Here is a 13,666-nt window from a genome sequence, read left to right on the forward strand (position 1 = left end):
CCGACGACGTTTCGCGCCTTGCGCATAATTTTTTTGAGCTGCAACGCATCTCAAAAAAATAGTGTGAACAGGCCCTAAACGTGGTGCACTGCGGGGTGATGGCGCTCAGTGCAACAGCCATGCGTACAACAACAAAAAATTGATCAACAACGACACCAGCGCGATGGTTTGCCAGACCCGCAAGGGCTGGCGTTGCATCAGCGGCATCCGTCTTGGCATCAGCGACATGCTTTCGCCGCGCTCCAGTGCCAGGACAAATTCCTCAGCCGTTTCAAAACGCCTGGCAGCAGTCGGCGCCACGGCTTTTAACAGCACGGTTTCCAGCCAGGCCGGCAAGTCCGGCCGGTACCTGGCTGGCGATACCGGTTCTCCAAAATGCGGCCGTTGAAACGGCTCTATCTCGCCATACGGGTAGTGACGGGTCAGCAACCAGTACAGCGTTACCCCGGCGGCGTACAAATCGGTTGAAGCCGTCGCCACCTCGCCCGCCAGCAACTCCGGCGCCATGAAACTCGGCGTGCCGGGCATGTTGTCGGGCCGTTCTTCGGTCACGCCCGGACAACAAGCGGCGCCAAAGTCCAGCAAACGCAAGCGGCCATCTGTGCCCCAATGCAGGTTCTCCGGCTTCACATCGCGGTGCAGTACGTTGCGGCGATGCAAAATCCCCAGCGCCTTGCCCAGACGAATCCCCATCTGGATCACTTGCGGCACGGTCCAGCCATCCGGCTTGTGACTGGCCTCCGCCAGCGATGCCCCGGCGTATTCCTGCATCAGCAGATACAGGTGCCGGCGCTCCGGATGCAGATGCAGCTCCGGGAAGTAATGGCTGGCCAGACGCCGCAACAGCCATTCTTCGGTCAGCAAAGCCCGCTCCGCCTGCACATCCCCCTGCCCGCTCGGTGGCAGGGTTTTCATCAGCCAGGGGCGGCCTTCGGCATCCCGCACCCGGTACAGCAAACAGTTGCGGGATTCACGCCATAGCGACACCACCTGCAAACCGTCGATCACGTCACCAGCCTGCAAGCGGGGCGGTACCGGCAAGCTGCCCAGCCCGACCAGCTCGTCTCCCAGCGACCGGGCCGGCAACTGCTGAATATCCACCACCAGCGCGGTCACGTTGTCTTCGCTACCGGCCTGCAGCGCGTTGCGTACCAAAGTCTGTGCTGCACCTGCCGCATCCGGAAAATGCTGTACCAGCTCATGCAACCGGCTATCGCCCAGGGTTTCCCACACGCCGTCGGTCACCAGCACAAAGCGGTCGCCCACCTTGAGCTCGCCCTCGGCAAAATCGGCCATTACCTGCTTGTCCAGCCCCATGGCCCGTTTCAGAACATGCTGCAAACCGGGCTGAGCCCAGCTGTGATCCACGCTCAGGCGTGTCATCACACCATCGCGCAGCAGATAACAGCGGGTGTCCCCCAGGTTGGCCAGTACATAGCGCTGACCACGCAGCACCAGCCCGCACAGGGTGGTCATCAGCGGTTGTACGGTCTGGGACAACAACCACTGGTTCTGGGCCTCAATCAAACTTTGCAAGGCAGGGATCACATCCCAGGTATCGGGCAGGGTGTAATAGTCTGCCGCCAATTGGCGCACGGTGGCTTTGGCCGCCAGAGCACCATCGGCGCAGTCGCTCACGCCATCGGCCAGCAACAGCAGCAGGCCTTTGTCCTGTGGCAGCGGGGCTTCAGGTTCCACCACCAGCCAGGCATCTTCGTTGGATGCCTTCTGGCCGGCCTGGCTGTCTATCCCCCACGCGATACCGGGTAACATCGGGTCAGACTTTCGCCGTGGTCATGGCGGCAGAGCCCCAGGTAGTACGCCACCGTTGCTTGACGTTGCTCAGGCCGACCCAGGCGATGATGCCCAGGCTGGCAAACAGCCACAGACCGACCGAGTAACCGCCGGTTGCCTGCTTCACGGCACCCAGACCGGCTGCCAGCAAGAAGCCACCCACGCCACCGGCCATGCCGATCAACCCGGTCATCACGCCGATATCCTTGCGGAAGCGCTGCGGCACCAACTGGAACACCGCACCGTTACCCATGCCCAGGAACAGCATCGCCAGAATGAACAGGGTCACGGCTGTACCGGCACCGCCAAAGCCAAAGCCGGCGGCGGCAATCAGCAGAGAAGCCGCGGTATACACCACCAGCAGGGCACGCACCCCGCCAATACGGTCGGCCAATGTGCCACCCAGCGGACGCATCACCGAACCGGCAAACACACAGGCGGCGGTATAAAGACCGGCCACTTTCGGATCAAACCCGAACTGGTCGTGGAAGTACGCTGGCAAGCCGCTGGCAAAACCGGAGAAGCCACCAAACGTCACACAGTAGAAGAACATGAACCACCAGGCATCTTTGTCACCCAGCACCTTCAGGTAGTCGGCCAGCTGTTTCTTGGGCGCGTCGCCTGGTGCATCCTTGGCAAAGATCATGTACAGCACAAAGGCAATCGCCACCGGGATGGCTGCAAACGCAAACACGTTGCCCCAGCCAAACATCATCGCCAGTGCCGGTGCAAACAGCGCGGCCAGCACGGTGCCAGAGTTACCGGCGCCAGCAATGCCCATGGCCGTGCCCTGGTGCTCTGGCGGATACCAGCGAGAAGCCAGCGGCAAGGCCACGGCAAAGGATGCCCCGGCGACGCCCAGAAACAGGCCCAGCACCAGCGCCTGGTTCAGAGAGTGAATGCCAAATTGCCATGCACCCAGCAAAGCCACCATCACGATCACCTGGCCAATGGCGCCGGCCATTTTGGGTTTGACGCGGTCTACCAGCACGCCCATGAACAGGCGCAAAATGGCACCGGCCAGAATCGGGGTTGCCACCATCAGGCCGCGCTGTTGCGGGTTCAAGTGCAAATCGGCTGCTATTTGCAGCTGTAATGGGCCCAACAGGTACCACACCATGAAACTGAGATCGAAATACAGAAACGCGGTGAGTAGTGTCGGTGTGTGTCCCGCCTGCCAGAAACGCTTATCCATCTTGTCAGTCCTCCAAATCGCTAAACCAAAAAAGAAAGGCGTCCGCGCATCACTCCTGTCAGGGAATGTGCGTGGACGCCTTTGTCCTGTTCCGTATCGCCCGTCATTGGGCAAATTGTTCAACTATCGATGGGCCGCCTTTGGCGCCAACATCACCAGCGGAGCATTGCACCTGCTGTGTGACTCACTCCTATATAAGCATCAACCGTGCCAGATGTTCAGATAAACCCATAACACATTGTTTTATATGTATTTATTAAAAATTCACCACCATTTTACCTGCTATGCGGGCCTGTTTTTAGCAGGTCATGTGCACAGTTGCAGTGCACCATTCCAAAATCTTGCACCATCCTGTTATCCGGCACGTATCTCAAAACCCGCCGCATAATCCTGCGGATTGCGGCCATCCCACACCCGGCCATCCATCAACCGGCTGCTGCGCATCGGGTCTGCCGGCACCGGCACCTTCAACTGGCTCGCCGCCTCGGCGTACAGGCCAATCTGGTTGACCCGCGTCGCCACGGCCAGATAATCCGGGTCCGTCTTCAGCATGCCCCAGCGCCGGTGCTGGGTCATAAACCACATGCCATCCGACAGATACGGGAAATTCACCCGTCCTTCATCAAAGAACTTCATGTGATGGGGGTCATGCCACTGTTTGCCCAGGCCATCGTCGTAGTCCCCCATAAAGCGGGGGGCGATGTCGGCTTCCGGCACATTCACAAAGGCCGGTCGGGCCATCAGGCTGGTCAGCCCCGCCCGGCTGGCACGGCTATCGATATACCGGCAGGCATCCAGCATGCACATCACCAGCGCCCGTGCCGTGTTCGGGTACTGCTGGACAAACGCCCGTGTCGTCCCCAATACCTTGTCGGGATGATCCGGCCAGATGTCCTGGCTGGTGGCCACGGTAAAGCCCACCTTGTCGTGGATGGCCCGCGCATGCCACGGGTCACCCGCACAGAAGCCATGCATGTGCCCGGCCCGCAGGTTATCCGTCATCTCCGGTGGCGGTATCACCACCGTGTTCACCTCGGTCAGCGGGTTGACACCCAGGCTGGCCAGCCAGTAATACAGCCACATGGCGTGCGTACCGGTCGGGAAGGTCTGCGCAAAGCAGTAGGCCTTGGGACGCTCATGGATTTTCTGCGCCAGCGATGCACCGTCCCGCACGCCGTCTTCCAGCAATTGCCTTGTCAGCGTGATCCCCTGCCCGTTCTGGTTCAGGGTCATCAGCACCGCCATGTCGTGAATCGGCCCGCCAATGCCCATTTGCAGGCCATACACCAGGCCATAGAGCACGTGCGCAGCGTCCAGCTCGCCACTCATCAGTTTGTCGCGCACCCCCGCCCAGGAGGCTTCCTTGCGCAAGGTAATATTCAGGCCGTATTTCTTGTCAAACTGCTGCATCACCGCCACTATCAATGGCGCGCAATCCGTCAGCGGAATAAAGCCGATGTTCAGGTCCGGTTTTTCCGGCGCATCGCTCCCGTGCGCCCAGACCATCGGCGAGCAGTTGCCGCCGCCCGCTTCATCGCCAGCGGCTTGTTGCATACATGGGGGACGATCAAACATCCGGGCTTCCTTATCACTCTGGGGGTCTCAGACAGAGAACACATCTAAAAAATGGGCGGTCGTCCCGCAACATCCAGGCATTTATTCCGGAGCATCGCGGCCATGCAGATAAACCAGCATTCAGGCTAACCGCTCATGCGCCATGGTGGCATCCACCACGGCGCAGAGCAGATTAGAGACTCTCTCCTGTCTGGCCACTTTATTAGCAATTGGTGTGCCAGCAGATTTACCCGGCTCAGGCAGGCTCATGCCGCCAAAGCCGGTCATCAAGCCCCATATAGGTGCGCCTGGGCCCGATGCCGGCACCACCAGAGTGCGTCATCCCGCCTTACAGCAAGTCCGCCATGGCCACCAGTTGGCGCGCTACCTCGCCCAGCTTCACGCCTTGTTTCATGGCCTGCTTGCGCATCAGTTCGTAAGCCTCCGGCTCCGTCAGCTGACGCTTCTGCATCAGGATACCTTTGGCTTTTTCAATGATCTTGCGGTCTGCCAGTTGCTGTTCGGCACTGGCCAGCCGCTCCCGCAGCTGCCGCTCTTCATCAAAACGGGCTTTGGCCACTTCCAGAATTGGCGCCAGACGAGACGGTGTCAGACCGTCCACGATATACGCGGTCACGCCAGATGCCACGGCAGAGCGGATCACCGCCTGGTCTGCCTCGTCAGAAAACATCACCACCGGACGGGGGGCGGAGGCATGCATGACAGACAATTGTTCCAGCGTATCGCGCGAGGGTGATTCCGTATCAATGATCACCACATCCGGCATCTGCGCTTCCACCGCATGCAGCAATGCACGTACCGACGATACCTCCGCGATCACCTCGTAGCCCACGGCCTCCAGTGCAGGACGCAGCGTACCCAAATGCTTATCGGTATCATTCACTAATAAAATTCTTAACTTCACACCACAAGGCCCCCATTGTCTCTCTTGCTGACTCAAGCAAGAAGCATGCGCGCCAAACGCCAAGAGGCCACCCAGTCATAAAAAAAGGCCTTGCGGGTCTTCATCAGACAATCCGCAAGGCCTTTCCAGCCGGTATTACCCGGCATACTACATCCTGATTTTCAAACAGCTACATGCTGCATCACGCCAGATCAAACCGGTCCAGATTCATCACTTTATGCCATGCCGCTACAAAATCCTGCACAAACTTCTGCCCGGCATCGCTGGCGGCATAGACCTCGGCCAGCGCCCGCAACTGCGAGTTAGAACCAAACACCAGATCCACGACCGTTCCGGTCCATTTCAACGCGCCCGTGGCACGGTCCCGCCCTTCCAGCACACCCTCGGCCGTGGCCGATTTCTGCCACGTCGTCCCCATGTCCAGCAGGTTCACAAAGAAATCATTGCTGAGCGTTTCCGGCCGCGTAGTAAACACCCCGTGTTGCGACTTGCCAGCATTGGCATTCAAGGCACGCATGCCGCCAATCAGCACCGTCATCTCTGGCGCGCTCAGGGTCAGCAACTGGGCCTTGTCCAACAACAGTTCTGCCATGGCACCTTCCAGCCCGGGGCGAACATAATTGCGGAAGCCATCGGCCAGCGGCTCCAGTACCGCAAAAGACGTTACATCCGTCTGCTCTTGCGATGCATCCATACGCCCGGCAGAGAACGGTACCGCTACCTCATGGCCAGCCTTCTTCGCCGCCGCCTCGATGGCGGCACCACCCGCCAGCACAATCAGGTCGGCCAGCGAAATCCGCTTGCCACCCGTCTGCTTGCCGTTAAAGTCTGCCTGGATGCCTTCCAGCGTCTGCAATACCTTCTCCAGTTCCGCCGGCTGGTTCACCGCCCAGTCTTTCTGTGGTGCCAAGCGAATGCGTGCCCCGTTGGCACCACCGCGCTTGTCACTGCCACGGAATGTCGAGGCAGACGCCCACGCCGTATTCACCAGTTGCGATACCGACAAACCGGATGCCAGCACCTGTGCCTTCAGGGCGGCAATGTCCTGGGCATCTACCAGCGCATGGTCAACTGCCGGAATCGGGTCTTGCCAGATCTGCACTTCTTTGGGCACCAAAGGCCCCAGATAACGCGCCACCGGCCCCATGTCACGATGCGTCAGCTTGAACCAGGCTCTGGCAAATGCATCGGCAAACGCTTGCGGGTTCTGGTGGAAGCGCCGCGCAATTTTCTCGAAAGCCGGGTCAAACCGCAGCGACATATCGGCCGTGGTCATCATCGGAGGATGTTTCTTCGCTGGATCATGCGCATCCGCAATCATGTGTTCCGGCTTCACATCCTTCGCCACCCACTGATGCGCACCGGCCGGGCTCTTGGTCAGTTCCCACTCGTAACCAAACAGCACATCAAAGTAACCGTTATCCCAGGTGGTCGGGTTGGGTTTCCAGGCACCTTCAATGCCGCTGGTGGTGGTATGCACGCCCTTGCCAGAGCCGAACTTGTTAATCCACCCCAGCCCCTGTGCCTCAATCGGTGCACCTTCCGGCTCTGGCCCCACCAAAGACGTATCCCCCGCGCCGTGCGCCTTGCCAAAGGTATGCCCGCCCGCCACCAGCGCCACGGTTTCTTCATCATCCATCGCCATGCGGGCAAACGTTTCCCGCACGTCCCGGCCAGACGCCACCGGGTCCGGGTTACCGTTTGGCCCTTCCGGGTTCACATAGATCAGCCCCATCTGCACCGCCGCCAGCGGATTATCCAGCTGACGGTCGCCAGAATAGCGCTTGTCACCCAGCCAGGTGGTTTCCGGCCCCCAGTACACGTCCTCTTCCGGCTGCCAGATGTCGGCACGGCCGCCGGCAAAGCCAAACGTCTTGAAGCCCATGGACTCCAACGCCACGTTACCGGCCAGAATCATCAAATCCGCCCAAGAAATCTGACGCCCGTATTTCTGCTTGATTGGCCACAGCAAACGCCGCGCCTTGTCCAGGTTACCGTTATCCGGCCAGCTGTTCAGCGGCGCAAACCGCTGCGCGCCCGCCCCTGCACCACCCCGGCCATCGCTAATCCGGTACGTACCTGCACTGTGCCACGCCATGCGGATAAACAGCGGCCCGTAATGGCCATAATCCGCCGGCCACCAGTCTTGCGAATCCGTCATCAGCGCCTGCAGGTCTTTTATCACCGCATTCAGGTCCAGCTGTTTGAAGGCTTCCGCATAATCGAAATCCTCCCCCATCGGGTTAGACTTTGGGGAGTGCTGATGCAAGATATTCAGTTTGAGCTGGTTCGGCCACCAGTCCGCATTAGAAGGCGCAGCCGCCACCGTATGCTTGATTTGACCGCTCGAGAAAGGGCACTTCGCTTCGTTTGACATGGCTATCTCCTGGCTTGGGTTATCCCCGCCACCACATTCCGTTGCATATCAGCACCTCAGAACCCGGCAGCACGGCAGATTGAAATGAGTCCAGCGATATACGTCCGGCGCACAGCGCCTTAGACCATACTCGCCCACAAACCGATCATCAGGCTAAAAACAGAAGATTCAACTCGCATCATGTTATTCCTCCTGAAGTTGTCTGTGTGAATCAATTTATGCTGATATCTTAGGCCCCATCATTCGATCAAACAAATTGATTGTTAGTATTTTATTGATAGTAAATTACTATCAATAAGGATTCCTACACACCCAGACTTGGGTTAAGAGATATTTTGATATGCAATGTGACGGGATGTTCCCGCGGGGGGAGTTAACAAGCTTGAGCGGGTTTGGGGAAGAGAGGAAGTGGCCAAAGAGCTGTATCTAGGCCAAGCAGATATTTTTCCTACTAATGCGTGGACGCCAGAGTCTCCCGGCTAAGTGGTGAGACACCTACCTTGAGTAAGTAGAGTCCCACCGACACCGGGAACAAACCAAACCACTACCTGTGGGTCAGGTCACCACCTAAGGACATTCTGGATGATGACCACACCCAGACCAGCAACGAGCACAATTCCATTTCGGGAGGGGACGTCAAAAAATTCTGCGACCACATATCAGGCACTGAACTTGGCGTAATACGCTGCAACCTCAGGGAGACTGGAAACCCGTCGCATGTGCTCGTTCAATGCGGGGGCGACCTTTTCTACAAGATCAGTGGGTACGTGGTCGAATCGTCCTGAATTGAGGGTGCGTACATCAACAAAGACTTTCAAGTCAGCCACAGTCAGGCGGTTGTCAGCAAAATATTCACCACCATGAGCGAGAAGTTGCTTCTGCAGCCAGCGCAAATAAACCGGCATGGACCCCTCAACCAATGCCAGTCGCGCAGCCTTTTGCTCTTCACCCTTCATACGGAATGTGGGTCCGATTTTGACGTTGGCTTCTTCAACCACGTACATGACTTCATCACACAAAAGGGCTTGAAACGGATCGGTAGGATAAAGACCGGCCAGCTTTCCTGCATAGCGTGTAATGGCATCGCACTGCGTGACCTGCACACCATCTACGGTCAATACCGGCACTTGGCCAAAGGGGGTAAATTTCCGAATCTCAGGGAATTCTGTTCCGGCAAACCGGTGATCCTCAAATGGAACCCCTCCGATGGAAAATGCCAGCCGTGCCGGCTCAGCGCGACCACCATGAAAGTCGAAATAGGTGAGCTTAATTGTGGGCATATCGGGTCTCCTTTGGCTAAATCTGCCGGCGGCAGTTTAATTGGTATTAACGCTCAGTTGCTCTTAGCGCAATTATCTGCTTAAACGTCAGCATAGGAAACCATGACTGCCTGCGCTTGGCCAACAATCTGCCCTTGTACAGAGTTACCCCACGTCCCCATGTTTCCAACTGTCAACACGCCCCCCTTTCCCACTAGAATCACCTTCATATACTCGCGCCAAACGAGCCTACGCTACACCCAAGTAGTATTACGTAGCGCGCACTTTTTCCAACCAGATGGCCACAACGCCAACAGGCCCATAACTGGCGCAACGCCTGCATCTGCCTGATTCTGCAATAAAAAATTTTCCGACCCTTTTAACCTTGCAGCGCAACATATAAAACCCGTCTTACACCCCGATCGCTCCTCCCTGTTTTCCGATCTGAAATTTTTTGTGCATCCATATTGACACCCGTCAACTTTACTCAAATAATAGGGCCTTAGTTTCTTATCGGAAATCTTTGGAGTTAATATGAAAATTGATGCCATTATGAGCGCCATGGGCGTGCCAGCTGCAGCCTACCAGGCACAAGGACTCACCGTATTCTCACCTGTTAATGGCGAGAAAATCGGCTCTGTCGCGACCATTCAGGCGAGCGATGCTGAAGCAGCGCTGGCGCTGTCTGTAAAAGCATCCAAGGAATGGCGTCATGTGACCGCCCCAAAACGTGGCGAGCTGGTGCGTATTCTGGGCGAATTGCTGCGCAAATATAAACAGCCGCTGGGTGAGCTGGTGTCTATGGAAGCCGGCAAGATCTTGCAAGAAGGTCTGGGCGAAGTACAAGAGATGATCGACATCTGTGATTTCGCCGTGGGTCTGTCCCGTCAGCTGTACGGCCTGACCATCGCGTCTGAGCGCCCGGGTCACCGCATGGCAGAAACCTGGCACCCGGTCGGTGTCTGCGGCATTATTTCTGCGTTTAACTTCCCGGTGGCCGTGTGGTCCTGGAACGCTGCGTTGGCGCTGGTTTGCGGTAACGCCGTGGTCTGGAAACCTTCCGAGAAAACCCCGCTATCTGCGGTGGCCGTGCAAGCCATCATGGATGAAGCCATCCGCATTTACGGCGCAGCGCCAGAAGGCCTGTGTCAAACCCTGATCGGTGGCCGTGACATTGGCGAACTGATGACCAAAGACCGCCGTGTCGGTATCGTCAGCGCAACCGGCAGTACCGAAATGGGCCGCGCCGTAGGCATTACCGTGGCACAACGCTTTGGCCGTTCCATTCTGGAACTGGGCGGCAACAACGCCGGCATCATTAGCGAAACCGCAGACCTGGACCTGGCCCTGCGCGGCATTCTGTTCTCTGCCGTAGGTACCGCCGGCCAGCGCTGTACTACCCTGCGTCGTCTGTTTGTGCACGAGTCCATCTATGATGGCCTGGTCAGCAAACTGAAAGAACTGTACGGCAAAGTGCGTATCGGCAACCCGCTGGAGAACGGCACCCTGATGGGCCCGCTGATCGACAAGGGTTCTTTTGAACGCATGCAATCTGCCCTGGCAGCTGCCAAAGAGCAAGGTGGCCAGGTAACGGGGGGAGAGCGCGTCACCGTGGCCGGCTGTGAAAACGGCTACTACGTGAAACCGGCCATTGCCGAAATGCCGTCTCAAACCGCGATTGTGCTGCAAGAAACTTTCGCACCTATCCTGTACGTGATGAAGTACAGCAACTTCGAAGACGCTATCGAAGCCAACAACGCTTCTCACCATGGTCTGTCTTCTTGCGTCTTCACCACCAACCTGCGTGAAGCTGAACTGTTCACGTCGGACTTTGGTTCTGACTGCGGCATTGCCAACGTCAACATCGGGCCAAGCGGCGCAGAGATCGGCGGCGCGTTCGGTGGCGAGAAAGAAACCGGCGGCGGCCGTGAGTCTGGCTCTGATGCATGGAGAGGTTACATGCGCCGTGCGACCAACACCATCAACTATTCCAAAGAACTGCCACTCGCGCAGGGTATCGATTTCAGCCTGTAAGCAATTTTCCAGTCTGTGAAGTAAACCGGGGAGCCCGCTCCCCGGTGCAGTGATGTTTTGCCTTAAAAACCTAAAAAATGGAGAGGGTTCATGAATAAGCAATTAACAGTCACAAAAGTAGCATTTTCACTGGCAATGGCCGGCATGATGATGGCCGCCAATGCAGATACGATCAAGATCGGTTTCTCTGCCGTGATGTCTGGCGCCTTTGGCCACTACGGCAAAGACATGGAAAACGCGGCCAAAATCGCGATTGAAGAAGCCAATGCCCAAAAGATCAAGATTGGTGGCTCTGTCGCCAACTTTGTGCTGGTGTCTGAAGACGACCAGGCCGACCCGCGTACAGGCGTAGCAGTTGCCCAGCGTCTGGTCGATGCAGGCGTTGCAGGTGTGGTAGGCCATTTTAACTCTGGCACCAGTATCCCTGCTTCCAAAATCTATGCATCAGCTGGCATTCCACAGATCAGCCCGGCATCCAGCAACCCGCAACTGACCGCTCAAGGCTTCAAGAGCACCTTCCGCATCATCAACACCGATGCGCAGATGGGCTCTTATGCCGGCAGCTATGCGGTAAAAGAACTCAAGGCCAAGCGCATTGCGGTCATTGACGACCGTACCGCTTTTGGTCAAGGCATGGCTGACGAATTCAGCAAGGCCGTCAAAGCCGCTGGTGGCACTATCGTGTCTCGCGAGTTCACTACCGACAAAAACACTGACTTCATGTCCGTGCTGACTTCTATCAAGTCTGCCAAAGCCGATCTGGTGTTCTTCGGTGGTCTGGATGCACAAGCCGGCCCGATGGCCAAGCAGATGAAACAGCTGGGCCTGAATGCCCCCCTGATGGGCGGCGGCGGCTTCACCACTGACAACTTCATCAGCCTTGCAGGTAAAGACAGTGCAGAAGGCACCCTCTCTTGGGAATACGGTCTGCCAGTAGACAAAATGCCAAAAGGCAAACAGCTGGAAGAAAAAATGAAGAAAAAGTTCGGGACCGATATCCTGGCTTACTCTCCATTTACCTATGACGCCACTTGGGCCATGATCAATGCCATGGCAAAAGCCAACTCTGCAGACCCGAAAGTCTACTTGCCAGCACTGGCCAAGATTGACTTCCCTGGTGTCAGTGGCCGTATTGCGTTCACCAACACTGGCGACATGAAATACGCCGCCGCATCCCTGTACAAAGTGAAAAACGGCAAGTGGGAAAACCTGCTGATCCAGCAAGGTAGCAAGTAAGCACGGTCGAATGACGTTAAAGGAGCTTTGGCATGAAAGTCATCGTGGTGGGAGCAGGCATTATTGGCGTGACCACGGCTTACTTTCTTGCCAAGGCTGGCCATGAAGTGACGGTAATAGACCGGCAATCCGGCCCTGCAATGGAAACCAGCTTTGCCAACGCAGGGCAGATTACCCCCTCTTACACCGGCCCATGGGCAGCCCCCGGCCTGATCATGAAAGCCCTTGGGTGGATCATCAAGGATGATGGCCCGCTCAAGGTGCGCTTCGGTTTGTCGCTGGAACGCTATCAATGGCTGTTTGCCCTGTACCGGCAATGCACTACCGACCGTAACGAGCAGAATTTCCGTCAGATGATGGCAATCTCCTGTCGCAGCAAGCAATTGCTCCAGGAAATCCGCACCACGCTGCCGCTGTCATTTGACCATGCCGCCAAAGGCAATATAGAAGTCTTTACCAACCCGGATAATTTCCGGGCGGTGAGCCAGCAAATTGGCCGCATTCGCGAGTTCGGGCTGGATTTTCAGGTACTGGACGCCGCAGCAGCGGTCGCACTGGAACCCGGTTTGAATCGGGATGTTCTGGCAGGTGCCATTGCCCTGCCGGCAGACGAAACCGGCGATTGCCACCGGTTTACCAACGAACTGGCCACCGTGTGCCAATCCATGGGGGTGGTGTTCCATTTCAATACCCCGGTCAGCCAGCTGATCCAGCGCGCGGGCCGCATTGTCGGGGTAAAAGCAGGTCAGGATGAGTACCTGTCGGACAAGGTCGTCCTCTGCGCGGGTAGTTACACCAACCAGCTACTGGACGGGTTTGGCATCCGTTTACCGGTATACCCGGTCAAGGGGTATTCCCTGACACTGCCGGTCGTCAATGCGGCACAGTCGCCACAATCAACCGTGCTGGATGACCAGTACAAAGTGGCAATCACCCGGCTGGGAGATCGTATCCGTATTGGCGGTTTTGCAGAAATCTGCGGCTTTGACTTGTCCCTGCCCGATAACCGCCGGCAGATACTGGAATCTGCGCTGCTAAGGTTATTCCCGCAGATTGCTTACCAACCGCAAGACGCCACTTTCTGGTGCGGCCTGCGGCCCATGACACCCACCGGTGTACCCGTCACGGGTCAATCCGGTCTGGAAAACCTATACATCAACACAGGTCACGGCACGTTTGGCTGGACCATGTGTTTAGGCTCTGCCGAGCGGCTGGCAAACGAGATGACCAGCACCACCAAGGCAGTGGCAATGCATTAACCGGTTTACTCTGCACCACGATGCTTTCTCTGG

The 13,666-nt window shown here is 57.2% G+C and carries 9 protein-coding genes; 3 read left to right on the forward strand and 6 right to left on the reverse strand.

The annotated features are described in order from the left end of the window. Positions 1 to 105 precede the first annotated feature (105 nt). From F552_RS0104420 to F552_RS0104455, 6 genes are all read right to left on the reverse strand, one after another. A complete protein-coding gene (locus F552_RS0104420) occupies positions 106 to 1,773 on the reverse strand; it encodes a bifunctional protein-serine/threonine kinase/phosphatase (RefSeq protein ID WP_018150516.1) in 1,668 nt (555 codons plus the stop codon). Positions 1,774 to 1,777: 4 nt separating this feature from the next. Continuing rightward, positions 1,778 to 2,989 (reverse strand): nitrate/nitrite transporter, encoded by a 1,212-nt coding sequence (locus F552_RS0104425; RefSeq protein WP_018150517.1) that lies wholly within the window; start codon positions 2,987 to 2,989, stop codon positions 1,778 to 1,780. 354 nt (positions 2,990 to 3,343) lie between these two features. Next, positions 3,344 to 4,564 (reverse strand): CmpA/NrtA family ABC transporter substrate-binding protein, encoded by a 1,221-nt coding sequence (locus F552_RS0104430; protein WP_156802219.1) that lies wholly within the window; start codon positions 4,562 to 4,564, stop codon positions 3,344 to 3,346. Positions 4,565 to 4,892: 328 nt separating this feature from the next. Further along, positions 4,893 to 5,447 (reverse strand): ANTAR domain-containing response regulator, encoded by a 555-nt coding sequence (locus F552_RS0104440; protein ID WP_018150520.1) that lies wholly within the window; start codon positions 5,445 to 5,447, stop codon positions 4,893 to 4,895. Between the two features lie 202 nt (positions 5,448 to 5,649). Continuing rightward, the gene (katG, locus tag F552_RS0104450) at positions 5,650 to 7,845 is read right to left on the reverse strand and encodes a catalase/peroxidase HPI (RefSeq protein WP_018150522.1); all 2,196 of its coding nucleotides are present in this window, start codon (positions 7,843 to 7,845) and stop codon (positions 5,650 to 5,652) included. A 659-nt stretch (positions 7,846 to 8,504) separates the two neighbouring features. Continuing rightward, positions 8,505 to 9,125 carry a glutathione S-transferase family protein gene (locus F552_RS0104455; RefSeq protein ID WP_018150523.1) on the reverse strand — a complete coding sequence of 207 codons (621 nt, stop codon included), beginning with the start codon at positions 9,123 to 9,125 and terminating at the stop codon, positions 8,505 to 8,507. Positions 9,126 to 9,638: 513 nt separating this feature from the next. Between F552_RS0104455 and amaB the strand changes: the two genes are divergently transcribed. The 3 genes from amaB to F552_RS0104475 all read left to right on the forward strand — a co-directional run bounded on the left by amaB (position 9,639) and on the right by F552_RS0104475 (position 13,633). Then, positions 9,639 to 11,138, forward strand: a complete 1,500-nt coding sequence (gene amaB / locus F552_RS0104465) for an L-piperidine-6-carboxylate dehydrogenase (protein ID WP_018150524.1) — start codon at positions 9,639 to 9,641, stop codon at positions 11,136 to 11,138. Positions 11,139 to 11,228: 90 nt separating this feature from the next. Next, a complete protein-coding gene (locus F552_RS0104470) occupies positions 11,229 to 12,374 on the forward strand; it encodes a branched-chain amino acid ABC transporter substrate-binding protein (RefSeq protein ID WP_018150525.1) in 1,146 nt (381 codons plus the stop codon). A gap of 32 nt (positions 12,375 to 12,406) precedes the next feature. Then, a complete protein-coding gene (locus F552_RS0104475) occupies positions 12,407 to 13,633 on the forward strand; it encodes a D-amino acid dehydrogenase (protein ID WP_018150526.1) in 1,227 nt (408 codons plus the stop codon). Positions 13,634 to 13,666: the final 33 nt, after the last annotated feature.

Source organism: Leeia oryzae DSM 17879, from assembly GCF_000376945.1.
In the GTDB taxonomy this organism is placed as follows: domain Bacteria; phylum Pseudomonadota; class Gammaproteobacteria; order Burkholderiales; family Leeiaceae; genus Leeia; species Leeia oryzae.

Excerpts from the sequence above, each read along its gene's own strand:
- F552_RS0104470 (WP_018150525.1), top strand. The coding sequence starts at position 11,229 with ATGAATAAGCAATTAACAGTCACAAAAGTAGCATTTTCACTGGCAATG.
- amaB (WP_018150524.1), top strand. The coding sequence starts at position 9,639 with ATGAAAATTGATGCCATTATGAGCGCCATGGGCGTGCCAGCTGCAGCC.
- F552_RS0104475 (WP_018150526.1), top strand. The coding sequence starts at position 12,407 with ATGAAAGTCATCGTGGTGGGAGCAGGCATTATTGGCGTGACCACGGCT.
- F552_RS0104430 (WP_156802219.1), bottom strand. The coding sequence starts at position 4,564 with ATGTTTGATCGTCCCCCATGTATGCAACAAGCCGCTGGCGATGAAGCG.
- F552_RS0104420 (WP_018150516.1), bottom strand. The coding sequence starts at position 1,773 with ATGTTACCCGGTATCGCGTGGGGGATAGACAGCCAGGCCGGCCAGAAG.
- F552_RS0104425 (WP_018150517.1), bottom strand. The coding sequence starts at position 2,989 with ATGGATAAGCGTTTCTGGCAGGCGGGACACACACCGACACTACTCACC.
- F552_RS0104455 (WP_018150523.1), bottom strand. The coding sequence starts at position 9,125 with ATGCCCACAATTAAGCTCACCTATTTCGACTTTCATGGTGGTCGCGCT.
- katG (WP_018150522.1), bottom strand. The coding sequence starts at position 7,845 with ATGTCAAACGAAGCGAAGTGCCCTTTCTCGAGCGGTCAAATCAAGCAT.